Source organism: Maribellus comscasis, assembly GCF_009762775.1.
Classification (GTDB): Bacteria; Bacteroidota; Bacteroidia; order Bacteroidales; family Prolixibacteraceae; genus Draconibacterium; species Draconibacterium comscasis.
Window position 1 is genome coordinate 522,492 of sequence record NZ_CP046401.1, and the last position, 23,212, is coordinate 545,703.

Below are 23,212 nucleotides of genomic sequence, written 5' to 3' on the forward strand. Positions count from 1 at the left end.
TATACTTTTTCAATCAATTTGCTGAATTTTATCGAATTATGTTCAAACAATAAATTCAAAACTATGTTTATTAATTTAATTACGCTAAATTGTATGTTATTATTGTATCACCTTCTTAAATGATTAAACCATGAAAAAATTAGGAATTCCCGCAGCAATATTTCTTGCCTTTTTGTTTATTTCATCAACACTTGATGCTTCAGACAAAACTCCTGTAAGAGGCGAATTAAACATGCCTGAAAACATCAAAACGATAGTCGATAAATCCTGCTTTGGTTGCCACAACACTGACTCAAGAAATGAAGACGCAAAAGAAGAACTTGATTTCAAAACCTTTGACAGCCTTTCAAAAGTTAAAAAGATTGGAGCATTACGGCATATTGCCGAAGTTATTGAAGAAGGAGAAATGCCACCAAAAAGATTTCTTGAAAGATTTCCGGAGAGAAAACTTACGGAAGAAGAAGCAAAAACCTTGACAGAATGGGTAAAAAAAGAAGCATCAGCTTTAATTGAACAGTAAATAATTTCATCTAAATAAAGACACCGGAATTCGTTATCATACGAATATCCGGTTTTTTTAATCATAAACGGATATGAAAAGATTATTACGAATTTTATTAATTGTTTTTGTTGTTGGCGCCATAGTTATTCAATTTTTCAGACCAGAAAAGAACTTAGGCACCTCGACTCCCGATCATATTTTTGAAAAAGAACAAATTCCTGAAAACGTAAAGACAATTTTAAAAAATGCTTGTATGGATTGCCACTCTGACCAGACCAACTATTTATGGTACCATAATATTGTTCCGGTTGCCTGGATGATAAACGACCATATTGTTGAAGGAAAAGACGAGCTAAATTTTTCAGAATGGGGACAATTGGATACTTTTGATAAAATTGGCGCTCTTGAAGAAATTTGCAGAGAAGTTGAGCGTAAAAAAATGCCAATAAAAGCATACGTTCAGATGCATAAAGAAGCCAGGCTTACTGAAGAGCAAGTTGCAGCGCTTTGTGCATGGACAGAAAAACTAAGCGAAGAATTGATTGGCGCAGAATAATTTTATGAAGGTATTGGTAATGTATGTTGATGAGTTTGGTTACACACCGGCTCAAAAAAATCTGGAATCAGCCGAAGAAATTACGGAGGGAGCAGTGTTCACCGATTCTATTCTGGCTTTTATTCAGGTAGAAGAGAACGACGAAGAGAACGACGTAAAAAGTCGTGAAAAAAAGTTGGTGAACCACCTGAAATGGACAGCCAGAAAAAACAATTGTAAAAAAGTAATTCTGCATTCCTTTGCACATCTTTCTGAATCAAAAGCTTCCGTTGAGTTTACAAAACAAATTTTTGACGAAGCTGAAAAAAGACTACAGAACGCTGAATTTGAAACGGCACAAACGCCTTTTGGTTACTTTTTGGATCTTTCCATAAAAGCACCCGGATATTCACTCGCCAGAATTTGGACTTCGCTTTGATTTTCAGTTCCATTTGAAACCCTCAAGTTCTCAGCATTAAAACTATCTTTGCTGCCAGAAAAAGACAAAAAATGAAATTTGAGGATTATTCCATTTCCCCGATTATAAAAGAGAACCTTGAGAAACAGGGTTTCAGGCGGCCAACAGACATTCAGTTTAAAGCCATTTCTCCTATTTTAAAAGGCGAAGATGTTCTCGCAATTGCACAAACCGGAACAGGAAAAACGGCTGCGTTTGCCATTCCCATCATTCATAAAATTTTAGAAAAGAGATACGGGAAAAATTCAGCGCAGGTAAAATGTTTAGTAATGGTTCCCACCCACGAACTGGCGCAGCAAATAACTGATGTTTTTAAAAATATTGGAAAAAACACAAAACTGAAATTTCTGGGAATCATTGGAGGTGTTGACCAGGAACCTCAAATTCAGACACTAAAAAAAGGTGTTGATGTTTTGGTGGCTACTCCCGGTCGCTTATTTGATTTAAGCAGTCAGAGACATTTAAAACTCGACAAACTCGAAATACTGGTTCTGGATGAAGCCGATCACATGTTGGATTTGGGTTTTATAAAAGACATCAACGATTTAATAAAACTGCTGCCCAGAAAAAGGCAAACCCTTTTTTTCTCGGCTACCATCAACAATAAAATAAAGAAGCTGGCTTATTCGCTGGTTAGAAACCCGATTCGTATTCAGATTTCACCTAAGAACCCGGTGGCTAAAAACATTGAACACTCGGTTGCTTTTATTGAAATGGATGATAAACGGGCTTTTCTGGAACGGCTTGTTGATGAAAATCCGGATAGCAAAATTCTGGTTTTTGTTCGGACAAAAGTGCGTGCCGAGCGGGTAAAAAAAGCGATGGAGCGCGTTGAGATAGTTGGCGAAACCATTCACAGCGATAAAACGCAGGATGAACGAACAAAAACGCTGGACAATTTCAAAAAAGGAAATCTAAAACTTTTGATTGCTACCGATGTCAGTGCCCGGGGAATTGATATTCCAAATGTTGATTTTGTGGTGAATTATGATTTACCTGAAGTTTCTGCAAACTACGTTCACCGCGTTGGACGAACCGGCAGGGGCAAACAAAAAGGACAAGCAGTTTCGTTTTGCAGCACCGAGGAAAAATCAATTCTGGAAGAAATTGAAACTTATCTTGACAAGGAAATTACAGTCCTCGAAATTGACAAACAAACCTACCGGGAAACATTGGATTTTACCAAAGACACAAATTACAACTGGAAAAAATTGCTAAAAGAAGACGAACGCGGGCAACGGGAATTTCAGCAAACAAAAAAACGGAAAAAGAAAAAGTAGAGATACCAGCTGGTTTATTGATTGATCGAGATTGAAAAGTTAAGGACTATTTTAAAGTTTTTTCATTCTGATATTTCGTAAAACGCCGGTTGTATTCCAGGTGGCAATCCCCAAAGGGCAGGAAAGGCTAACTTCCGGGCGGATGGAAATTTTGTGGTCAGCAGTTTCAAAATCGAGTACATTCTTCTCGTCAATCCAAGCCATTATTTTTTGGTCGCTTACCTGTAGCCTGATTTTGTACCACTTGTCCTTTTCAAAACTCATCATTATTTGTGTTTCATTTTCAGAAGCGTCTTTACCATCGATCGTACTCAGGCCAACAACCGGTCCACCCCAGCCGCCAACAATAAACGAACAAAATGTTGTGTCAACAGGAAAAGTTATGCCGCAAAAAAAATCGTTGCCTGAAACCCGTTTTGCTTCCAAAGAAAGCTGGTAATTAACTGTGGGAAAATCATTCGTATAGGTCACGCCTGTGCATCCATCGCCGTAATTGAGGATTATATTTCCTGCAGAAACTTTCACAGGCCCCTGTGTACCAAAATTGGTAACCTCCCAGCCATCTAATGTTTCTCCGTCAAAAAGGGCAACGCCATCGGCAGTCTCCTTTTCCACCAAATACGATTTTATCTCTTCTGTCTGATTCGTTTTATTTGGCGAATTTTTGCAAGAAGCAACAAGCAAAATGAACAGGAAGAAAATGATAGATTTCATTGGCTTACTATTTTGTTTTGCAAAATTAAGTGAATTTCGACCAAAATAAGTTGAATGTGAATTATTTCACACTTTTATTTCCTCGCGCAAAGCTTTTCGGGAAGTGCGGTCAACAAGTGTAAAAATACGGTCAATCGTGTTTTTTTCCCGCGAAGGCTTATGTCCTTTAACTTTTATAAATTGAATTTTGAACCGGTCAGCTGCAGCAAAAAATGCCCGATACAAAACGGCATTCTTCAATATTTTCCCGGTTTTTGAGTGAAAATCATTTTTCTCCAAACGCTGCCGCCGTTCCACTAATTCTGCCAAATTTTGGGAATCGGAGTATACAAGCAATTCATCAACATTTTCTTTAATTGTGTTGAGGGCAAAAAGAAAAATCTGAAGTTCCAGCTTTGTTGAAGAAGTCTCCTCAAAACGTTTTACCTGAACTTTTCGTTTTAACTTTTCAATCGACTGCTCTTCTTCAGGAACAAAAAGGAAAGCGCCATACCCAATTCCTGATTGGATATGAACGCTTCCATCTGTAAACAACAGTAATTTTGCCAAAATTTTAAATTTATTGGCTTATCAACTTAAAAATTTCTTTCTCAATTCTTCCACCTGATCCGGATTTATCGGAACCAGCTTTCCAAGTGAAGCTCCCATGGTTAGCGATTTTGCACTAAACTCTGCCACTTCAAGGCGGTCGAAAGTTCCAAGCAATTTGTCGCCTGTAACCAAAACCGAATCATTTTCAATAATAACCGCCGGAGTATTTTCCGACAACAAATTCAGAATCGTTTCCTCTCCGGCAAAATGAGAACCAAAAGGAACATTCGGCACATCCTGCAAGAAAATCCAACTTTCCGGAATGGTACGCACATCCAGCTTCTCTGCTGATACACTGTACGCCATCAAATACGGTGTTTGTGTAAGTATGACGGAGTTTACATGCGGATTACGTTTGTAAATTTCCTGATGCAACCAGGTTGAACGACTCGGTATTTTTCCGGGCTCACGTTTTCCGTCTTTAATTTGAACAATATCTTCATTCTGAATATCCCAACGGGCCACGTTGGTTGGAGTAATTAAAAAATCATTGTCGCGCCAACGTACAGAAACCGTTCCGTAAGAACTAATCATCAATCCCTGTTCGCAGGCGCGGTGCACAATCTTTTTAATTTCTTCACGAATTGCTCTTTCATCAGAAGGATGTTCAACTTCCTCCATTTCCGGCAACACACGTGGAATTTGTTCTTCAAATTCTGCAATCTGATCGTCGCTCAAATATTTTGGAGAACCGATTGTACTTCCGTAAATAATTGTTCTTCCGCAAAACTCAAGCGTTTCAAAACGTTGAAAAGCATCGCCTAAATCTGATCCGCCAACCACTGTACCGTGGTTTTCCATAATTACGGCATTAAATCCTTTTTCAAATTCTTTGGCAATTACATCGCCTAAAATCTCACTCCCCGGTAATTCGTATGTTGCGTAGCCAATTGGACCGCAAATATTTTTTGCCTGGGGAATAATATTGGTATCCGGGATTTGACGAACAATACTAAAGGAAACCAGTGCCGGCGGATGAGCATGAACCACCGCTTTTATATCGGGACGGGCCTCGTAAATAGCTTTATGGAAAGGATATTCAGAAGAAGGTTTGTGACGACCTTCGATGGTTCCATCTTTCCGAACGCAAACAATATCCGACGCTCTCAATGAGCCCTTGTCAATTGCTGATGGCGTTACCCAAATATCTCCATTTTCGTCGATTATTGAAATATTTCCTCCGGAGGTAGTTGTTAAACCACTCCGGTAGACTTTGTCAATAATCATGGTTATCTGGTCGCGCGGATGCATCAGCCTGGTATCCAGTTTTTTCATTTATTCATTTTTTTTCTAATCCGGTTTCTACTATAACTTGTTCAGCATTTTCTAAAAATAAAGGTACAAAAAAAGGATACTACTTGTGATTCGTCATCCTGTAGTATCCTTTAAAATTTCTCTAAAGAAATTCTACCTTTTCTCTAAAAATTCTTTTTCATATTGTTGTATTTCAGCAATATAGTCTTCTCCTACGGCAACACCTTCCTGCAAACAATAGTAATCCCAAACCGCACCAAAAGGCTTGGTTTTCAGCTCCTCCAGCAACGCCAAACGCTCAAAATTATGCCCGGCTTCTTCATATTGAATTAATTTTGAAGTCGGCTCCAACATGGCAATCATAAATGCTTTTTGTGCGGCACGTGTTCCAACTACATAAGCTCCGATACGGTTGATGGAAGCATCAAAAAAGTCTAGACCAATATTTACACGGCTCAGGAAATTATTGCGTACAATTTCCGAAGCAATTAACTGAACATCTTCATTTAAGGTTACCACGTGATCCGAATCCCAACGAATCGGGCGGGTTACATGAAGTAAAACCTCATCTAAAAACTGAAGACATGCAGATATTTTATCTCCTACCTGTTCCGTTGGATGGAAATGACCATTATCCAAACAAATAAGTTTATTGTTTTTAATGGCGTATCCCAGATAAAAGTCGTGTGAGCCAACCGTCATCGATTCTACACCAATTCCAAAAAGTTTACTTTCAACTGCATCTTTCATGTGTTCCTTTGGATAATCAATTGCCATTGCTTCATCCAATGATTTTTTCAAAAGAACACGATGTCCGTTTCGGTCAACCGGAACGTCTTTCGAGCCATCGGGAATCCAGGTGTTGTGCACACACGGGGTCCCCAACTGTTTTCCAGCTTCCGCAGAAATGGCACGGCAACGTTTTACATGTTCCACCCAAAACCGGCGGTTTTCTTCATTTTTACTTGAGAGCGTAAAACCGTCTGCAGCGCGGTCGTGTGAAAAACAGGTGGCGTTAAAATCCATTCCAATACCTTGCGCTTTACACCAATCAATCCAACTCTGAAAATGTTTAACTTCAATTTCATCGCGATCCACTTTCTCACCTTGAAAATCGCCGTAGATAGCATGTAAATTCAAACGTTGTTTTCCAGGAAGAAGTGATAAAACCTTCTCTAAATCAGCTCGCATTTGTTCTATTGTCGTGGCTTTCCCCGGATAATTTCCCGTAGCCTGAATTCCACCTGAAAGTTCACCATCAGCAGTTTCAAAACCACCAACATCATCGGTTTGCCAACAATGGAGAGAAATATTTACGTCTTTCATTTTTTGCAAAACCTCATCGGTGTTTACACCAAGTTCTGCGTATAGTTCTTTGGCCAGCAAATAGGCCTTTTCAACATTTTCTTTCTTCATAATTTCTATCCTGTTACTATTTTATTCTTTCTACACTTCAATTAAAGCGCATAACTAAATTGATATGTTCCGGAGCCCAGTGTAAGGGAAACTCCTTTTTCAACTTGTTCTGCTTTTTTATCGGTTGCTTTAAGCGGCTGAGTATTCAGCGTCACATTATCCAGCGAAGCTCCCGGAAGAACTACTGTAGCGCTTGTATTTGCAGGAATAACTACTTTATAAACCATCGTATTTCCTTCTATTTCCCAACCTGATTCTATTTTACCATATAACGACTTATACTGAACCTGAGCATTTGTTAATCCGCCACCGGGATGTGGAGCCAGGGTAAAATGTTTATAGCCGGGTGATTGAGCATCGATATTTAACCCGGAAACATAAGTATACAACCACTCACCGATAGCTCCGTATGCATAGTGGTTAAAGCTGTTCATACCAACACTCTGAAATGTCCCGTCAGGTTTTTGACCATCCCAGCGTTCCCATATAGTAGTTGCTCCCTGCGTTACCGGATATAACCACGAGGGATACGCTTTGCGGTTCAGCAACATAAAAGCTAAATCAGCAAACCCGTAATCCGACAATGTTTTACACAACAGAGGTGTTCCTACAAAACCGGTGGTTAAATGTCCCATTTTCTTCACATCATCAGCTAAATACTGTGCGGCCCTGGAAATTAAATCTTCAGGTAACAAGTCAAAAGAAAGTGCCAGACAATATGCTGTTTGAGTATGCGAAACCAACCTCCCCGCAGGGGTTACAAACTCCTGAACAAATGCCTTTTTGATGTTTTCAGAAAGCTTTTGGTACTTTTTAGCTTCATCATCTTTCCCAACAATCGCTGCTATTTTAGCCAGCAATCCGCTGGAATATGAATAATAAGCCGTAGCAATTAAGTCTTTTTCGGTTGTTGCTCCGGGATAATCCGACCTTGTGGTTGCAAAAGCCAGCCAGTCGCCGTAATGTGTATCTCCTGTCCAAAGGTTATCATCACCGGCTCTGCTTCTCATGTATTCCACCCAGGCCTTCATACTTGGATACTGAACTTTCAAAACTCGCGTATCACCGTAAGACAGATAGGTCGTCCACGGTACAATTATCGCAGCATCTGCCCAGGCAGTTGAACCGCCGCCGCCATTTAATACATCCGGAATTACGTGAGGAACCACTCCGTTTTCTACCTGATCGGCAGCTAAATCCCGCAGCCATTTTGTATAAAAAGGTGCAACATCAAAATTAAATGCTGCGGTGGGGCTAAATACCTGCGCATCGCCTGTCCACCCGAGTCGTTCATTTCGTTGCGGACAGTCGGTTGGTACATCCAGAAAGTTTCCCTTTTGTCCCCATTGTATATTATGTTGTAATTGATTGATTAGCGAATCGGAACAGGAAAAAATCCCTGTTGGCTCCATATCAGAATAAATCACAACTCCGGTGATCTGATCCATTTCCGGCATTTTATCCACACCTTCTATTTGTACAAACCTAAATCCGTGAAATGTAAATTTTGGTTCATAAATTTCCACTCCGTCACCTTTCAAAATATAAGTATCGGTTGCTTTTGCCGACCTTAAATTTGCGGTATAAAAATTGCCTTCTTTATCTAAAACTTCAGCAAATTTCAGCGTAATTATATCACCTTTCTTTCCCTGAATTTTTAATCTTACCCAGCCAACCATATTCTGGCCCATATCAAAAACCATTTCTCCTTTTGGCGTGGTCAGGCTTTTAATTGGCTTTAATTCCTCAATTGCTTTAACAGGCTCTCCCTGAGGTGCAATTAAGATATCTTTTGAATGGTCGAGAATGGAAACATTTTGCCAGCTTCCGTCGTTAAAACCGCTGCTTGTCCATCCATCCATTTCCAAATTGGCGTCATAAGTCTCTCCATTATAAATATCTGATTCACGTATCGGCCCATCCGAAACCTTCCAGTTTTTATCTGTGGTAATGGTTTCGCTCGTTCCATCAGTATAATTTATTTTTAACTGAACCAACAAAGCAATCTGTTCGCCATAATAATTATGTTGCGTACTAAAACCAATATTTCCCCTATACCAGCCGTCGCCAACAACTGCACCAATTGCATTCTTTTGCTGAATCATATCGGTTACATCGTAGGTTTGGTATTGCAAACGTTTATTATAACTGGTCCATCCCGGAGTAAAAAGTTCATCACCTACTTTTTCTCCGTTTATAAAAAGTTCGTAAATTCCCAATGATGTAGCGTAAATCCTGGCTGAACTTACTTTTTTACCGGAGGAAAATTCACTTCTGTAATAATGAGCAGGTTTTGATCCCTCTTTTTGGGGCTCATTTTTCATAGTAATCCATGAAGCAGCCCACAAATCCGGGCTAAGGATTCCCATTTCCCACGATGCTGGTTCGCTCCATTTTGTTGCTTTGTCATTGTTATCCCAAACGCGCACCTGCCAGTAAACACCTTGCATTGATTCCAGCGCCGGCCCTTCGTATAATACATTTACTGATTGGTCGCTGCTTACTTTACCGGTACTCCAAACCAGCTTACTTTTTTTATTCAAATCCGAAGGTGTTTCGGCAACACGGATTTCATAGGCAGTCTGCATCAGATTTTCCTGATCCGTTACAATCTGCCAACTTAACCTTGGTACTTTGACATCAATCCCTATTGGATTGGTATGGTATTCACAAACTAATTTTTCGACTTGCGTTTTTGCATTTACTGACAAAGAAAATCCCCAAAAAACTGCCAGCAAAAAAAAGATTTTCCCGTATTGTTTTATTTGATCCATTTTATTTTGATTTAGTTGTTTTTCTATTCCATAAAAAACACTTCCTCCAATTTAACCGAAACCGGTGAGTTGTCGGGATTGGTTTTCATGATATCGGCCATAAAAGCCCACCATTTTTTTACAATTTCAGTCTCTCCCAAATTTTGAGAGCCTCCCTCTCCGCTTACTTTTTGAAAAGCAAACAAAGTATTGGTATCCTCATCCAAAAAAATTGAATATTCGCTTATGCCAGCTTCTTTTAACAGCTGTTTCAGTTCAGGCCAAATCTCATCGTGGCGTTTTTTGTATTCCACTTTCTGACCTTCATTCAAAATCATCTTAAAAGCTACACGTTTCATTACCCAAGTGCATTTAATTCAGGATATAACCATTTAGCAATACCAATAACAATTACCGAGAGCAAAATTGCACCTATTCCGATTAATATCGTATTATACGTCTTCTTTGAGACGCCCTTCCATTCCTTACGATAAAAACCCCACATGTTTGCAGTCAGAATAATGGTAGCCATGTGAAGCGTCCACGAACTGGCACCATTGCCGATTTTAGTTTCGCCCATTCCGTAGAAAAAGAATTGCAAAAACCATGTAGTTCCAGCCAATGCGCAAAACAGATAGTTTCTCAATAAAGGAGTTTTTTTATCGGTGAAATCGCTACCGGTTTTATTTCGGAGAATGAGAGCAGTTGTCCATATAAAATTAGTAGTCAGTCCACCCCAGAGGATAACGAAAAAGATAATATTATTTTCGAAGAGATATTTAAAACTTCCTCCTTCCTGTGTCAGAAACGGATAGCTCTGTTCCACTGCCAACGACCTCGCTACAACAGACATTTCTTTGCCCGCATCTATTCCAAAACTAAAAAAAGCGCTTAAAACTCCCGAAACAATCGCAATCATCAATCCCTTTGACAGGCTGAATTCACTGTTAACACCTTCCTTAACATTTCCGAGGTCTTTGTCTTTTTGAATCCCAGCCCGGCCACTCAAAATAATTCCGGCCAACAATATCAGAATTCCAAGAATAACAATTCGCCCTCCTGTACTGCCAAACAGCTCAGAAAAAGCGATTCCGTCGGGAATAATTTCCGCTACCCCCGGGATATTACGTAAAACAGGTAATCCCAGAGAACCAACAACCGAGGTAATACCCAGCAGCACTGAATTTCCCAGAGACATGCCAAGATACCGTATCGCAAGCCCGTATGTCAGACCTCCGATTCCCCATAACAAACCCATAATATAAGTATTACGAATTACGCTGCTGCTGGTGGCATGTAAAATTCCCTGCCAGTCGGGGATTGTCAAAACAACAGCCAAAAATGGCATAATAAGCCAAGAAAAAATCCCACCGGTAATCCAATAAATTTCCCAGCGCCATTTTTTTACCCAGTTGTATGGCATATACCAGCTTCCGGAAGCGCCGCCACCCAGTGAGTGGAATAAAATTCCAAGAATAACATTCATAAAAGTTTGAATTTATCAGTTTATATTAAGTTTTATTTTTTTGATATTCGGTTGAAAAATATCAATAACCAAAAATAGTTTTATAAACACACCAAAACAATATTTAATTTGGCATATAATTTATACTTTTTGGCACACTTTTTTCTAAACTTTGTTGTTTTGCTTTTTTTGAATATCGATTTTTGCTAAAATGAAAAATAACTTTAAATATCTAACCACCGGTACTGAAGATATTAACTGGGGGGTCTACATCAATGTTGCCGGTACTTCCTCTGTTAAACCAAATGAAGTTTATCCCTCGCTTAACCATCCGTCAGGTTATTACTTTAATTGGGATGAAGGAAGGATTTTGAATGAATATCAAATCAACTATATTACAAATGGGGAAGGAATTCTTGAAAACAGATATGGTACCTACACCGTAAAGCAAGGAAACCTTTTTGTCATCTTTCCAAACGAATGGCACCGCTACCGCCCTCTGCAAAAAACCGGATGGGAAGAAAATTTTATTGGATTTGGCGGAGAAATAGCAGAAAAATTTATGGCGCACCCACTGTTTTCTCCAAAACAACCGGTAATTCGCACCGGGATAAGGGAAGAAATAATTGACAGCTATCTAAAAATTTTTGATTTTACTGACAAAGAACAGCCGGGATATCAACTTATTGCTTCCGGAATGATCATAAAATTAATGGGGTACATTATTTCTTTTGAAAAACAAAAAGGATTTTCAGGAAAGCGAATTGCAAAAGTAATCGAAGAGGTGCGCTTTTTAATGCGTCAAAACGTCTCAGAAGAATATAATCTTGAAGAACTTGCCCAGCAACATAATGTTGGGTACTCTTATTTTCGAAAAATGTTTAAAAAATATACAAGCATGTCTCCCGGACAATACCATCTGCAACTTAAGCTAATGAGAGCAAAGGAAATGCTTATTTCAACCGACAAGAGCATAAAGGAAATAAGCAATGAACTTGGTTTTCAGTCCATCTATTATTTTAGTAATTTGTTTAAGAAAAAAGAAGGACTTAATCCTACACAGTACCAAAAGAAAAATATTCTGGAAAATAAAACTGAACTCCCCCTTCCATAAATCAAAGAAAGGGGGCAACTCTCTTCAAAGCTGCCCATAATTGTATTAAGAAAGATAAAAAATAAGGGTTTGTTCGGTAAAATTAGAAAATTCTATTTTAAAAACAAATTCTTTAGAGGAAATAAAAACAACAATTTTATTAAGAATAGGTGGCTGTATAAGCGGAACTTGCTCCCTTTCCTTGCTATTCCCACATTTGGGGTTGAATAACCTGTTTAGAACAAAAGTTAATTATTAAAATAAAAAAAGTGAAAATAAAAAACCAAAATTATCATAATAATAATTAAAGCAGATTTATCTAACATTGTTGATTTCAAAAATATTACGAGTGTTTATGTCAACAAAAAACTGATTCTTTCAAAATAATAAGGGCTGCTCAACAGCAACCCTTACAATAACTAGCTTTTCTTTTAACCAGCCTTCTCTGGTTAATGTTTTAAAGTTATATCTTTTAAAATTAAATCACCGTATACTCCACCCTTCTTCATAAGAAAACTTAAAAATCAGCATTTTATACCAACAATATCAGAATTCTAAACCCTAAAATCATCACTTTAAACAAGGTCAAAAACACTAAACAAAACAAAAAGACAATTGTATATTTTTAAAAATACCATACGAATATCATAAATATTTACTAAATTCGTATAATTGTACTAAATTTTACAAAATGATTAACGAGAGTCCAAAATATTCAGATATTATTATCACAGCCCGTAAACTTTTCTGGAAACATGGAATCAGCAGAGTAAGCATCGAAGAAATATGCAGAGAGGCGAATGTAAGCAAAATGACTTTCTACCGTTTTTTCTCCAACAAAGTTGAATTGGGAAAAACCATCATTGATAACATCATGGATGAGTCAATTGAAAAATACAGAAGTCTGATGAAACAAGATATTCCCTTCGAAGAAAAAATAAGGAAACAATTGCTTCTAAAATTTGAAGGAACCAAAGAAATCAGTGCTGAATTTGTTAAGGATATTTATTCAAATAAAAAACTGGGCCTTCATCTTCACTGGCAAAAGCGTGCCGATGAATTTACTAAAGAAGTACGATATGATTATATAAAAGCTCAGAATGAAGGTTTTATAAGAAAAGACCTGAACCTGGATTTTATGTTTTATTTCAGCTCTAAGTCAACCGACCTGTTGACTGATCCGCAACTATTAAAAATGTATGACAACATGCAGGATTTGATTATGGAATATGCCAACTTGTTTTTTTTCGGAGTATTTCCGCGACACAATGAAAAAAGTAAGCCTTAAATTTTCAACCGGGACTTTCTTACTGCTTTTTTGTGTTTTGAACATTTCAGCACAGGAACAAAAAGCAGAAATTAATGATTCGCTTTTATTCAAAGGCCAGCTTTCAGCATGGACACATTTTAATGGGAATAACACGCTGCCACTATGGAGCGGTGCAAGATATATTCCGCAGATAAATTATGAAATCAAAAATACAAAAGCCCAACTAGTCGATTTTGAAGCCTCGTTAAATGCTTACGGAAATATGGGGCTGAATCCTTTTGATTCCGTAAACACTTCCGGAAAAATAAAACCATACCGGCTTTGGGCACGATACTCAACCCACCAACTTGAGATTCGGGCAGGCCTGCAAAAAATCAATTTTGGCTCGGCTTCACTACTTCGTCCCTTAATGTGGTTCGACCAGGTTGATCCACGTGATCCTCTCCGGCTAACCGATGGAGTTTGGGGAATTTTAGGACGTTACTATTTTTTGAACAATGCCAATATCTGGTTGTGGGGTTTGTTCGGAAACAATAAAACAAAAGGTTGGGAAGCAATGCCAACAACAGAAAACACACCTGAATTTGGTGGAAGATTTCAGTTTCCTGTTTCAAAAGGAGAAGCGGCTTTAACTTTCCATCACCGGTCAGCCGATAATTTTGGGTTAGAAGATTTTGACAACTATTACAGGAATATTCCTGAAAACCGCTTTGCTTTTGACACCAAACTGGATATAACCATCGGACTTTGGCTGGAAACCACCTGGATAAACAAAAACAAAAATCTGGGAATGTTCACCAACCAGGAAATTATAAACCTCGGAATGGATTACACCTTTGGAATTGGAAACGGTTTGTACATAGTTTACGAACAACTGGTAGCTGCCTACGACAATAAGCCCTTCAGTTTTGAAAATACGGTTACATTCTCATTGTTAAACATGACCTACCCCATTGGTTTGTTCGACAATTTAAGTGCGATAGTTTATTACGACTGGACCAACAAATCGGCCTACAATTTTGTAAACTGGCAAAAACAGTTCAATAAAATCTCGCTCTACTTTATGGGCTATATCAATCCTAAAAAGTACAATATCCCAACTCAGGGCTCAGGAGAAATGTTGTTTGCCGGAAGTGGCATTCAGGTGATGCTGGTTTTTAATTATTAAATCGGGGAAGTAGTGAATGGCGAATAGTAGTGGTGAGTGGTAAATGAAAATTAGTAAAAAAGTATAGTTATGAGTTTTGTTAAAGAATTTACTGAACTGGAAACATACAAATTGGCAAGGAGTATTTCATTTGAAATTTTTCAATTAACGAAAATATTTCCTTCTGAAGAAAAATTTTACTCATTAAACAAACAATGTAAATTATTAAGCAAGAAGATAAATTCCATGATTTTGAAAGCAAATCAGTTTTGTAACCTTAATAAATCGTAGCATTCAAAACCATTTACTATTTACAACTTACCACTAACGGTATTTCAGAAATGCGAAAAATAAAAAACCATAAAAAGTAACTATCATAAAATGGAAAACACATCGATTATAAAAATTGAACATCTCACCAAATCTTTTCCGATGGGAAAATCGAAGTTTACCGCTTTGAAAGGCATTAACCTTACTTTTGGTGAAGGAGAATTTGCGGGACTGGTCGGGCCGAGTGGCTCGGGAAAAACCACTCTTCTGAATATTGTTGGTTCGCTCGATGTACCTTCTTCAGGCGAAGCAAAAGTTTTAGGGGAGTCAATTGGCTCGCTAACCGCCAAAGGAGCAGCACGGCTGCGCAAGGAAAAGCTGGGCTTTATCTTTCAGAGCTACAATTTACTTGCCGTTCACAATGTTTTTGAAAATGTTGAATTCCCGCTGCTTCTGTTAAAATACACAGCAGCCGAACGTAAAAAGATGGTGATGGAAGCCCTTGACTGGGTTGGACTCACCGACAAAGTAAAGTCGAAACCGCCACAACTCTCCGGCGGGGAATGTCAGCGGGTAGCCATTGCACGTGCCATGGTAAAAAAACCGTCCATTGTTTTGGCCGATGAACCAACCGCCAATCTCGACGCGGCAAATTCACATAACATTCTCCAAACCATGGTTAATCTGAACGAAGAACTGAAAACCACTTTTCTGTTTGCAACGCACGACGAGAAAGTGATTAATTACCTCCGCCGGAAAATCTTTTTGAAAGATGGCAATGTGGACAAAGATGAAATTTCTACCAATTAAAACTGAATCAAAATGAAACTAGCAATAAAACTGGCATACCGCAATCTCATAGGCGCTGGCTTAAGAACCTGGCTAAATGTGATTGTTTTGTCGTTTTCGTTTGTGGTGATTATTTGGATGAAGGGAATAATGGTTGGTTGGGATCACCAGGCAAAAACCGACATGAAAAACTGGGAAATTGGCGGCGGACAGTATTGGCAGAAGGATTACGATCCATATGATCCGTTTACACTTCCCGAAAGTCATGCAGCAATCCCAACAGCGTTAATTAATGAAATTTCAAACGGGGAAATTGTTCCGTCGCTGGTAGTAAGCGGCACTATTTACCCGCAGGGACGAATGCAATCCATTGCCATCGTAGGCATGAATCCGCACCAAAGTATTTTTATGTTGCCAACGGAAAAAATGGACACGACAACTTCGGCAATTCCTGCCATTATTGGCTCGGTTGCATCACGAAACCTCAAATTAAATGTGAGTGACTATGTTACCATCCGTTGGCGAAATGTTAACGGAATGTTTGATGCCACCGACGTTATTATTACCGACATTTTTTCGTGTAATGTCCCGTCGGTTGACGTAGGAAAAATCTATATCCCGCTGGAAAAACTCCGGGAAATGATGAGTCTGAAAGGAGAGGCTACCATTCTCACCTTTAGAGAAGAACAGTCGGAACGACCCGAAATTGCCGGATGGAGTTACAAAAATACAGCAACATTGACCCAGTCAGTGGATGAACTCATTCAAACCAAAACAGTAGGTCAATCCATTTTTTACGCCATCCTGTTACTCCTGGCTATGCTAGCCATTTTCGACACACAGGTTCTTTCCATTTTCAGAAGACAAAAAGAAATTGGAACCTACATTGCATTGGGCTACACCCGTAAAGAAGTAGTCGGGCTGTTTACTGTTGAAGGGGCCATGCATTCCATTTTAGCCGCTATCGTTTCTGCCATATACGGATTACCATTTTTAATCTGGATGGCAAAAGCAGGATGGACCATGCCGATTGAGGCCAGTGAATTTGGGATGGCAATGGCGCAAACGCTTTACCCGGTTTACAGTGCCGGCCTGGTCATTTCGACAGTACTGATAATCGTGTTGGTGACTACTGTGGTGAGTTACTGGCCGTCGCGAAAAATTGCAAAAATGAATCCAACGGAAGCTTTAAGGGGGAAATTACAATGATAAAATTTCTTTTAAAAGGATTAATCAGGGACAAGAGCAGGAGCCGCCTGCCCATAATCATAGTTTCTATAGGTGTTATGCTAACCGTGTTCATGCATGCCTACATTAATGGTTTTATGGGCGATACCATAGAACTGAATGCCCGGTTTACACATGGTCATTTAAAGGTAATGACCAAAGCCTACGCAGACAATATGAACCAGATACCCAACGATCTGGCTCTTTTGGAAGTTGATGAACTGGTTGCAGACCTAAACAAAGAATATCCTGAGATTAAATGGACTCCGCGAATTCAGTTTGGCGGACTGGTTGATGCACCGGATGAAAATGGCGAAACCAAAGCACAAGGCCCGGCCATGGGTTTGGGAATTGATTTTTTATCAGGACACAGTGGTGAAGCAGATCGACTTGACATAGAAAATGCATTAGTACGGGGAAATTTGATTCAACATCCGGGGGAAGCTTTGCTTAGTGAACTATTTTCAGAAAAACTGGGCGTAAATCCGGGAGATGAAGTTACACTTATAGGTTCAACCATGAACGGCAGCATGACAATGTACAATTTTAAAGTTGCCGGAACAGTAACCTTCGGAGCCGAAGCACTCGACAGAGGGGCAATTATTGTAGATTTGGAAGATGCCAGAAACGCACTTGACATGCAAAATGCGGCAGGTGAACTTATTGGATTCTTACCGGAAGGACTGTACAATGATGATGAAGCTTTTCAGATTGCAGAAACATTTAATAACAAATATCAGGATGATGCCGATGAATATGCACCGGTGATGCGAACGCTAAGCCAACAGGGAAGTATGGGGCAATATGTAGCGCTTTCGAAAGGATGGACCGTTTATATTTCGGCGATATTTATTTTCGCAATGGCGCTGGTCCTCTGGAACGCCGGGCTTCTTGGCGGATTGCGCAGGTATGGGGAATTTGGTGTTCGGCTGGCTATGGGAGAAGAAAAAAGTCATGTTTACCGCACCTTGATCTTTGAATCGGTTTTTATCGGAATAGCCGGAACAGTGGTTGGAACCATCTTCGGGCTGTTCTTTGCCTGGCTCCTTCAAACCTATGGAATTGATATATCAGGGATGATGCAGGGAGGAGCGCTAATGATGCCTTCTACCATACGCGCAAGAATTACACCGGTAGATTATTACGTGGGTTTGATTCCCGGGTTAATTTCAACAGTGCTGGGGACCATGCTTGCCGGCATTGGAATTTACAAACGCAAAACAGCGCAACTGTTTAAGGAACTGGAAGCGTAAGTTAGATAAAGGGCCTCCCCTGGCCCCTCCAAAGGAGGGGAATCAAAGGCAATTTGTAAAGAATAATGATTAAAAAAATATTCAAAATGAAATCAATAATAACAGCCTGTTTGATATTTATGACGACACAGATTTTTGCGCAACCTAATGCCAACGAGATTCTGGATAGAGTGGATAAAAACATGTCGTCGGAAAACCGTGTTTTTGAATCGTCGATGACTATTCACGGAAAAAGAAACAGCCGAACTATAACTTCAAAAACCTATTCAGTAGGCGACAAAAAATCATATACCGAATATTTATCTCCGGCGCGGGAGCAAGGGACCAAGATGCTGAAACTGGAAGACCAATTGTGGATCTACTCCCCTTCTACTGACCGTACGATTCAGATTTCAGGTCATATGCTGCGGCAGTCGGTTATGGGCTCCGACCTATCATACGAAGACATGATGGACGACCGGAAACTTCAGGATGTTTATGATGCCAAAGTAACCGGAGAAGAAGAAATTGACGGACAAAAAACCTGGATTCTCGAACTCACGGCAAAGGTGGAAGATGTGGCTTATGCATCCCGAAAAGTTTGGATTGACGTTGAACGTTATATCCCTTTAAAAGAAGAGCTGTTTGCCAAAAGCGGACAGCTACTCAAACGTTCAACATTAAGCGATGTGCAGAAAATTGAAGGACGCTGGTTTCCTTCAATAGTAGTATACAAAGACATGCTCAAACAAGGCGATGGAACCGAATTCGAAATTACCAGCATAAAATTCAATCAGAAGATACCGGAATATATTTTTACCAAAGCTGCATTGAAACAATAGTTTAATTGCCCCAAATCCATAAAAAGTACTGTGGCAAACATCGAATGGATAGGTTCGATATTTGTCACATTCCTGATTTTAGACATGGACGTTTTGGAGCATTCCCCACATAAGCACGTCCGAAATAGATTTAATCTTAAATTATCTATTTCTCCAGAGCTTATTAAATCCTGTTGCTAACGTAAAATGGGTTGCGAAAATGAGCTAAAAAATGATAAATTTGAGAAAAAGTTAAACAACTGAAAATCAGTGACTAATTTTTACGTTAGTCAGAATTTTCAAATGCAACGATTATTTTTCTTTCAAATAATTATTAAATTGACGCCCAATTAAATCGATTACATTTTGTAAACCCTTAAAATAAATGAAATGAAAATCACCCTGAACATTAGAAAATTCTGACTAACAAAAAATTGTATTTGACCCTGAATAATAAAAAAACCGGCAAGCTTTAACGGAGCCTGCCGGCAGAGATCAATAACGCCCTTTGAAGGGCATAATATTAACATTGTAAATTTATGAAATTATGTCTTAATCTGATGATTTTGAACAATGGAAAGAGACCATTGAAAACATTACGACAAAAGATGTTAAGCTGCCAAATCTCCCCATTGATGATTTTGTGGCAAGTACTGAAACCCTCGCTGTTGATGCCAACGAAGACCGCGACGCCCTGGCGGCTGCCGGCCTGGGTGTGACACTGATTGACGAATTAACACCGCTAAGTGGCGCACTGCGTTATTGCCAGGCCAACTGGATGAGTGTCTTCCGGGCGCAGGAGGAAGCCCAGAACCAATGGAAAGAGCAATCGCCTCAGGCATTTGAATTCCGCGATGAACTCCTGCATGATTTTTCTTTTGCTTACCGTAATCTCAACGATGTAAAAAAGAAAGTGATACGCATCCGCGAAAGCGGAAGTAATGCAGACATGGTACAGGACCTGCTTGATTTGGCTGTTTTGGGTGAGAAATACCCAGCACCACTGACAGCTATAAATTTCGATTTGGAAAAACTTGCGCAGTCACGTACCCTTTCGCACAATATGTCGGAATTGCTGGCTGCTTCAAACGGCACTGCCGGCGAAGGTAACGAGACTAAAGTATTGCGTGACAAGGCTTATACCCTGCTGGCCGAAAAGGCCCGGATTATTCGCGATTACGGCCAGTATGTATTCTGGAAAAACGAAAACAAATTGAAAAGATACTATGCGTAGAGCCTCCCCTAACCCCTCCGAAAGAGGGGAATGAAAAGAAAATATTACAGGGTATTTACCCTGTAAGTTTTAATAATCCCTGCACCAGGAGTGCAGGATGTTATCAATTGTCTTATACTGAAATAACTTGACGCAAAAATGTCAAGAAAATGAAAAAAAGGAATGAATCCATGTTAACAGATTACATGGATGGATTTGAAGAAAAAACAGTTAATTACAGTAATTATGAAGTAAGCTTCCGACGTTGGCTGGTAGCGCAGATTGATGCTGGAAATATGAGTTACCAGGAAGCACGGGAACGATTTTCATTATCAAGATTTGAATATAAAAAGATCATAAAGCGCTGGCAGGAGAGATATTCCGACGAAATCCACATATCTTTACAGATGATGAGTGCAAAAGAAAGAACAGACCACAAAGCGTTGGAGAAACGCATCAGGGAATTGGAAAAGCAGTTGGAACGTGCGCAGATGAAGAATGTGGCGCTGAACACTATGATTGACATTGCAGAAAACGACTACAAACTCGAAATCAGAAAAAAGTCTGGACCCAAACAGTAGATGTACTGGCACGCATGTATCCTTTGGTTTCCAAGGCGGTACTATGCGAACTGTTTGGGTTTACCCGCCAGGCCTGGTACGACAATAGGAAACGTCAATCCGGGTACCAGATGGAGGAAGTTTTTATATTAAGACAGGTAAAAGATTTGCGTAAAGAGCACAAGCGGATGGGGACAGAGAAGCTCCACCGGCTGATTGCGCCGACCCTTCAGAAACATAATATTAAATATGGAAGGGACAAGTTTTATATCCTGCTGCGGGAACATGGCCTGTTGGTCAGGCGGCGCAGGCGCAGGCCTAAAACAACCAATTCGAAGCATTTTTTCCGCAAGTATCCCAACCTGGTAAGGGATATTGAGATAATGAGTTCCGGGCGTTTATGGGTTAGCGACATAACCTACATTCGCACTGAAAAAGGTTTTGTTTACCTCTCGCTTGTTACCGATGCATATTCCAGAAAAATTGTTGGCTGGTGCCTCTGGCCCGACCTCACCAGCGAAGGGGCTTTAAATGCTCTAAAGATGGCCATTTCAGGGGAAGGGGTGAAGCAGAACCTTATCCACCATTCCGACCGCGGCATCCAGTATTGCTGCACCGACTATGTGAACTACCTGCAAGGTTCAAATATCAATATTTCGATGACAGAAAACGGCGACCCCTATGAAAACGCTATAGCCGAGCGGGTTAATGGTATTTTAAAGAATGAATATGATTTAAACGAAACTTACCCGGATTATCATGCAGCCCTGGAAGCAACAAAGGTTGCGGTTTACAAATACAACAACAAACGTCCGCACCGCAGCGTGGATTTTATGCTTCCGGTGGATGCACACAAGGAATCGGGATCACTTAAAAAGCACTGGAAAAAGCGGGAATTTAATACGACGGGAAAAGAAGCAACAGAATACAAACCTGCAACAAAAACCAGCGATAAAAAATGAAGCTGCACAAAAAAACAGGAAGAAGAATTATATCTGTCCCTTTAATCAGGGATAAGACAGAAAGGAATGAGCAGTTACAGGGATTAAAAATATGCAGGAAAGAATTTGCAAGAATAAAAAATGAAATAGTTTTGTAAATCAGTAAATGCAGAATAAATATTTACATCTATCAGAAATTAAAGTTAAATCTGTCAAGTTATTTCAGGAAAGGACAAATTGTAAAATATTGATTTTAAGAGTCCCTGTGGAATCTGACCCTCCACGGGGGCTTTTTACCCTTCCCAACGACTTTTCACCCTCCACAATACAATTTTTTGTGCCCACAACGCGATTTGACCCGCCACAGCCGGACTTTTTGTGCTCACAATGCGAAACAAGGAAAAAGAAAAGTTTGATTACGATTCTACGTGATTGTATACTTGAGGCTTGAAGCTGGTTTTTGGTATCCCTTCTACCAACCTCGTCTTGTTAGATCTCCTGCCGGATTCTAAATTCGCGCCATGCGAAAGAATCAGAAGTATAGTAAAGAGGAGATGTACCTGGCCATAGAGTTATGGCAGGAAAGTGGGTTATCTCAGATTAAGTTTTGTTCCCGTGAAAAGCTCTCGGTAAAAACATTTAGCTACTGGTATAAAAAATACAAGAAAGAAAACAGACTTTCGGTTGAGCAGAACAAAGAAACTCCTGATGCATTTATCCCTGTAAAAGTTTCCAGTGACAGAACGACAGCGGCCGGAAAAGAAAGTTATGGCCGGATAGAGCTATCTTTTCCCAATGGGGTTCAACTGAGTTGTCCGGCTGGGATTGATATCGGACAGTTGAAAAGCCTGATAAACCTTTAGCGCATGTTTGCCCTGTCATCCGAAAATCAGTTTCATTTGTACAGCCAGCCCACCGACATGCGTAAAAGTTTCGATGGTCTGAGTGGCCTGGTACAAAATATTCTTGGCCGGAATCCCTGTAACGGCGATGTGTTTATCTTTATCAATAAACGCCGCGATAAGGTAAAACTGCTCCACTGGCAGGGGCCCCGGCTTTATTTTATATTACAAGCGCCTGGAAAAAGGGACTTTTGAACTTCCCCGGTACAATTTTTCGGGCGGAAGTATTGTCCTGGATTATGCCAAACTGGTGATGATTATCGATGGATTGAGCATTAAAAATGTCCGGAAAAGGAAACGTTACCAAAACAATAACATATACCCGTGAGAAGAAGGGCCGAAAAAACCATCCTGGACGTATACCCTTACCCGACCACTTGCCAGTGGAAGAAATCGTCCTTGAACCGGAAGAAGATACCACCGGAATGAAGTGCATTGGCAGGGAAGTTACAGACCAACTGGAACTTGTTCCGGCAAAATTTTTTATCAAAAGATTTATCCGGCCCAAATACCTCAAACCCGAAGATGAAGAAACATTAACACATACAGGCGTCATTGCCCCACTGCCGTATCCCCCTGATAAAATACCTATCAAAAGCTGGAACTGCACCAAATACGCCAAGCATAATCATAGTTATTAAAGTAGGAGTTGCTGTAATAGTCATTACAAACATACCATCCGGTCAAATGTAGTACTTCCAATATGCGATTATTTGTAAAATTGTTTTTTTTAAAAGCTGATACAAACAATTAAAAGGG

General features: G+C 39.7%; 26 protein-coding genes. 19 read left to right on the forward strand and 7 right to left on the reverse strand.

Annotated features, from left to right (window positions below; genetic code table 11):
* Nucleotides 1-130: 130 nt before the first annotated feature.
* The 4 genes from GM418_RS02220 (at nucleotide 131) to GM418_RS02235 (ending at nucleotide 2,795) form a co-directional block, all read left to right on the forward strand.
* A complete protein-coding gene (locus GM418_RS02220; RefSeq protein ID WP_158862716.1) occupies nucleotides 131-520 on the forward strand; it encodes a heme-binding domain-containing protein in 390 nt (129 codons plus the stop codon).
* Between the two features lie 73 nt (nucleotides 521-593).
* Entirely contained in the window at nucleotides 594-1,058 is a 465-nt protein-coding gene (locus GM418_RS02225; RefSeq protein ID WP_158862718.1) for a heme-binding domain-containing protein, read from the forward strand.
* Between the two features lie 4 nt (nucleotides 1,059-1,062).
* Complete coding sequence (locus GM418_RS02230; protein WP_158862720.1) at nucleotides 1,063-1,476, forward strand: threonyl-tRNA synthetase editing domain-containing protein; 414 nt, start codon at nucleotides 1,063-1,065, stop codon at nucleotides 1,474-1,476.
* A gap of 71 nt (nucleotides 1,477-1,547) precedes the next feature.
* Complete coding sequence (locus GM418_RS02235) at nucleotides 1,548-2,795, forward strand: DEAD/DEAH box helicase (protein WP_158862722.1); 1,248 nt, start codon at nucleotides 1,548-1,550, stop codon at nucleotides 2,793-2,795.
* Between the two features lie 51 nt (nucleotides 2,796-2,846).
* Here GM418_RS02235 and GM418_RS02240 read toward each other — a convergent pair whose 3' ends face one another.
* From GM418_RS02240 to GM418_RS02270, 7 genes are all read right to left on the reverse strand, one after another.
* Complete coding sequence (locus GM418_RS02240) at nucleotides 2,847-3,509, reverse strand: 3-keto-disaccharide hydrolase (protein WP_158862724.1); 663 nt, start codon at nucleotides 3,507-3,509, stop codon at nucleotides 2,847-2,849.
* A 66-nt stretch (nucleotides 3,510-3,575) separates the two neighbouring features.
* Nucleotides 3,576-4,058 carry a ribonuclease HI gene (locus tag GM418_RS02245; protein ID WP_158862726.1) on the reverse strand — a complete coding sequence of 161 codons (483 nt, stop codon included), beginning with the start codon at nucleotides 4,056-4,058 and terminating at the stop codon, nucleotides 3,576-3,578.
* A 21-nt stretch (nucleotides 4,059-4,079) separates the two neighbouring features.
* Nucleotides 4,080-5,375 (reverse strand): class II aldolase/adducin family protein, encoded by a 1,296-nt coding sequence (locus tag GM418_RS02250; protein WP_158862728.1) that lies wholly within the window; start codon nucleotides 5,373-5,375, stop codon nucleotides 4,080-4,082.
* A gap of 132 nt (nucleotides 5,376-5,507) precedes the next feature.
* Nucleotides 5,508-6,770 carry an L-rhamnose isomerase gene (locus GM418_RS02255; RefSeq protein ID WP_158862730.1) on the reverse strand — a complete coding sequence of 421 codons (1,263 nt, stop codon included), beginning with the start codon at nucleotides 6,768-6,770 and terminating at the stop codon, nucleotides 5,508-5,510.
* Nucleotides 6,771-6,811: 41 nt separating this feature from the next.
* Entirely contained in the window at nucleotides 6,812-9,544 is a 2,733-nt protein-coding gene (locus GM418_RS02260) for a glycoside hydrolase family 78 protein (protein WP_158862732.1), read from the reverse strand.
* 23 nt (nucleotides 9,545-9,567) lie between these two features.
* The gene (gene rhaM / locus GM418_RS02265) at nucleotides 9,568-9,882 is read right to left on the reverse strand and encodes an L-rhamnose mutarotase (RefSeq protein ID WP_158862734.1); all 315 of its coding nucleotides are present in this window, start codon (nucleotides 9,880-9,882) and stop codon (nucleotides 9,568-9,570) included.
* Entirely contained in the window at nucleotides 9,882-11,009 is a 1,128-nt protein-coding gene (locus GM418_RS02270) for an L-rhamnose/proton symporter RhaT (protein ID WP_158862736.1), read from the reverse strand. The genes rhaM and GM418_RS02270 overlap by 1 nt, the downstream gene beginning before the upstream one ends.
* A gap of 190 nt (nucleotides 11,010-11,199) precedes the next feature.
* Here GM418_RS02270 and GM418_RS02275 point away from each other — a divergent pair, with 190 nt between their 5' ends.
* From GM418_RS02275 to GM418_RS32025, 15 genes are all read left to right on the forward strand, one after another.
* The gene (locus GM418_RS02275) at nucleotides 11,200-12,102 is read left to right on the forward strand and encodes an AraC family transcriptional regulator (protein WP_158862738.1); all 903 of its coding nucleotides are present in this window, start codon (nucleotides 11,200-11,202) and stop codon (nucleotides 12,100-12,102) included.
* A 670-nt stretch (nucleotides 12,103-12,772) separates the two neighbouring features.
* Nucleotides 12,773-13,369, forward strand: a complete 597-nt coding sequence (locus GM418_RS02280; RefSeq protein WP_158862740.1) for a TetR/AcrR family transcriptional regulator — start codon at nucleotides 12,773-12,775, stop codon at nucleotides 13,367-13,369.
* On the forward strand, nucleotides 13,350-14,519 hold the full coding sequence (locus tag GM418_RS02285) for a hypothetical protein (RefSeq protein ID WP_158862742.1): 1,170 nt from the start codon (nucleotides 13,350-13,352) through the stop codon (nucleotides 14,517-14,519). Before GM418_RS02280 ends, GM418_RS02285 begins: the two co-directional genes overlap by 20 nt.
* A 360-nt stretch (nucleotides 14,520-14,879) precedes the next feature.
* Nucleotides 14,880-15,578 (forward strand): ABC transporter ATP-binding protein, encoded by a 699-nt coding sequence (locus GM418_RS02295; RefSeq protein WP_158862746.1) that lies wholly within the window; start codon nucleotides 14,880-14,882, stop codon nucleotides 15,576-15,578.
* A gap of 12 nt (nucleotides 15,579-15,590) precedes the next feature.
* Nucleotides 15,591-16,766, forward strand: coding sequence for an ABC transporter permease (locus GM418_RS02300; RefSeq protein WP_158862748.1), 1,176 nt, complete (start codon nucleotides 15,591-15,593; stop codon nucleotides 16,764-16,766).
* Nucleotides 16,763-18,037 carry an ABC transporter permease gene (locus GM418_RS02305; protein WP_158862750.1) on the forward strand — a complete coding sequence of 425 codons (1,275 nt, stop codon included), beginning with the start codon at nucleotides 16,763-16,765 and terminating at the stop codon, nucleotides 18,035-18,037. The genes GM418_RS02300 and GM418_RS02305 overlap by 4 nt, the downstream gene beginning before the upstream one ends.
* Nucleotides 18,038-18,123: 86 nt before the next feature.
* The gene (locus tag GM418_RS02310; RefSeq protein ID WP_158862752.1) at nucleotides 18,124-18,858 is read left to right on the forward strand and encodes an outer membrane lipoprotein-sorting protein; all 735 of its coding nucleotides are present in this window, start codon (nucleotides 18,124-18,126) and stop codon (nucleotides 18,856-18,858) included.
* Between the two features lie 622 nt (nucleotides 18,859-19,480).
* Nucleotides 19,481-20,071: a hypothetical protein gene (locus tag GM418_RS02315; protein ID WP_158862754.1), complete on the forward strand. Its 591-nt coding sequence runs from the start codon at nucleotides 19,481-19,483 to the stop codon at nucleotides 20,069-20,071.
* Between the two features lie 149 nt (nucleotides 20,072-20,220).
* Nucleotides 20,221-20,631: a hypothetical protein gene (locus GM418_RS02320; RefSeq protein ID WP_158862757.1), complete on the forward strand. Its 411-nt coding sequence runs from the start codon at nucleotides 20,221-20,223 to the stop codon at nucleotides 20,629-20,631.
* 14 nt (nucleotides 20,632-20,645) lie between these two features.
* Complete coding sequence (locus GM418_RS02325) at nucleotides 20,646-21,572, forward strand: IS3 family transposase (RefSeq protein ID WP_246222758.1); 927 nt, start codon at nucleotides 20,646-20,648, stop codon at nucleotides 21,570-21,572.
* Nucleotides 21,569-21,709: a hypothetical protein gene (locus GM418_RS02330; protein WP_158862759.1), complete on the forward strand. Its 141-nt coding sequence runs from the start codon at nucleotides 21,569-21,571 to the stop codon at nucleotides 21,707-21,709. The genes GM418_RS02325 and GM418_RS02330 overlap by 4 nt, the downstream gene beginning before the upstream one ends.
* Nucleotides 21,710-22,072: 363 nt before the next feature.
* Nucleotides 22,073-22,414, forward strand: a complete 342-nt coding sequence (tnpA, locus tag GM418_RS02335; RefSeq protein ID WP_158862761.1) for an IS66 family insertion sequence element accessory protein TnpA — start codon at nucleotides 22,073-22,075, stop codon at nucleotides 22,412-22,414.
* 3 nt (nucleotides 22,415-22,417) lie between these two features.
* Nucleotides 22,418-22,648: an IS66 family insertion sequence element accessory protein TnpB gene (gene tnpB, locus GM418_RS02340; protein ID WP_158862762.1), complete on the forward strand. Its 231-nt coding sequence runs from the start codon at nucleotides 22,418-22,420 to the stop codon at nucleotides 22,646-22,648.
* A complete protein-coding gene (locus GM418_RS32020) occupies nucleotides 22,629-22,781 on the forward strand; it encodes a hypothetical protein (RefSeq protein ID WP_425482391.1) in 153 nt (50 codons plus the stop codon). Before tnpB ends, GM418_RS32020 begins: the two co-directional genes overlap by 20 nt.
* On the forward strand, nucleotides 22,735-23,094 hold the full coding sequence (locus GM418_RS32025; RefSeq protein WP_158862764.1) for an IS66 family transposase zinc-finger binding domain-containing protein: 360 nt from the start codon (nucleotides 22,735-22,737) through the stop codon (nucleotides 23,092-23,094). Before GM418_RS32020 ends, GM418_RS32025 begins: the two co-directional genes overlap by 47 nt.
* The last annotated feature ends 118 nt before the right edge of the window (nucleotides 23,095-23,212 follow it).

What these genes read in the sequence shown, in the direction of transcription:
- GM418_RS02220 (WP_158862716.1), top strand. Translation starts at nt 131, where the DNA reads ATGAAAAAATTAGGAATTCCCGCAGCAATATTTCTTGCCTTTTTGTTT.
- GM418_RS02225 (WP_158862718.1), top strand. Translation starts at nt 594, where the DNA reads ATGAAAAGATTATTACGAATTTTATTAATTGTTTTTGTTGTTGGCGCC.
- GM418_RS02230 (WP_158862720.1), top strand. Translation starts at nt 1,063, where the DNA reads ATGAAGGTATTGGTAATGTATGTTGATGAGTTTGGTTACACACCGGCT.
- GM418_RS02235 (WP_158862722.1), top strand. Translation starts at nt 1,548, where the DNA reads ATGAAATTTGAGGATTATTCCATTTCCCCGATTATAAAAGAGAACCTT.
- GM418_RS02240 (WP_158862724.1), bottom strand. Translation starts at nt 3,509, where the DNA reads ATGAAATCTATCATTTTCTTCCTGTTCATTTTGCTTGTTGCTTCTTGC.
- GM418_RS02250 (WP_158862728.1), bottom strand. Translation starts at nt 5,375, where the DNA reads ATGAAAAAACTGGATACCAGGCTGATGCATCCGCGCGACCAGATAACC.
- GM418_RS02255 (WP_158862730.1), bottom strand. Translation starts at nt 6,770, where the DNA reads ATGAAGAAAGAAAATGTTGAAAAGGCCTATTTGCTGGCCAAAGAACTA.
- GM418_RS02260 (WP_158862732.1), bottom strand. Translation starts at nt 9,544, where the DNA reads ATGGATCAAATAAAACAATACGGGAAAATCTTTTTTTTGCTGGCAGTT.
- rhaM (WP_158862734.1), bottom strand. Translation starts at nt 9,882, where the DNA reads ATGAAACGTGTAGCTTTTAAGATGATTTTGAATGAAGGTCAGAAAGTG.
- GM418_RS02270 (WP_158862736.1), bottom strand. Translation starts at nt 11,009, where the DNA reads ATGAATGTTATTCTTGGAATTTTATTCCACTCACTGGGTGGCGGCGCT.
- GM418_RS02275 (WP_158862738.1), top strand. Translation starts at nt 11,200, where the DNA reads ATGAAAAATAACTTTAAATATCTAACCACCGGTACTGAAGATATTAAC.
- GM418_RS02280 (WP_158862740.1), top strand. Translation starts at nt 12,773, where the DNA reads ATGATTAACGAGAGTCCAAAATATTCAGATATTATTATCACAGCCCGT.
- GM418_RS02285 (WP_158862742.1), top strand. Translation starts at nt 13,350, where the DNA reads ATGAAAAAAGTAAGCCTTAAATTTTCAACCGGGACTTTCTTACTGCTT.
- GM418_RS02295 (WP_158862746.1), top strand. Translation starts at nt 14,880, where the DNA reads ATGGAAAACACATCGATTATAAAAATTGAACATCTCACCAAATCTTTT.
- GM418_RS02300 (WP_158862748.1), top strand. Translation starts at nt 15,591, where the DNA reads ATGAAACTAGCAATAAAACTGGCATACCGCAATCTCATAGGCGCTGGC.
- GM418_RS02305 (WP_158862750.1), top strand. Translation starts at nt 16,763, where the DNA reads ATGATAAAATTTCTTTTAAAAGGATTAATCAGGGACAAGAGCAGGAGC.
- GM418_RS02310 (WP_158862752.1), top strand. Translation starts at nt 18,124, where the DNA reads ATGAAATCAATAATAACAGCCTGTTTGATATTTATGACGACACAGATT.
- GM418_RS02320 (WP_158862757.1), top strand. Translation starts at nt 20,221, where the DNA reads ATGAAAAAAAGGAATGAATCCATGTTAACAGATTACATGGATGGATTT.
- GM418_RS02325 (WP_246222758.1), top strand. Translation starts at nt 20,646, where the DNA reads ATGTATCCTTTGGTTTCCAAGGCGGTACTATGCGAACTGTTTGGGTTT.
- GM418_RS02330 (WP_158862759.1), top strand. Translation starts at nt 21,569, where the DNA reads ATGAAGCTGCACAAAAAAACAGGAAGAAGAATTATATCTGTCCCTTTA.
- tnpA (WP_158862761.1), top strand. Translation starts at nt 22,073, where the DNA reads ATGCGAAAGAATCAGAAGTATAGTAAAGAGGAGATGTACCTGGCCATA.
- tnpB (WP_158862762.1), top strand. Translation starts at nt 22,418, where the DNA reads ATGTTTGCCCTGTCATCCGAAAATCAGTTTCATTTGTACAGCCAGCCC.
- GM418_RS32025 (WP_158862764.1), top strand. Translation starts at nt 22,735, where the DNA reads ATGTCCGGAAAAGGAAACGTTACCAAAACAATAACATATACCCGTGAG.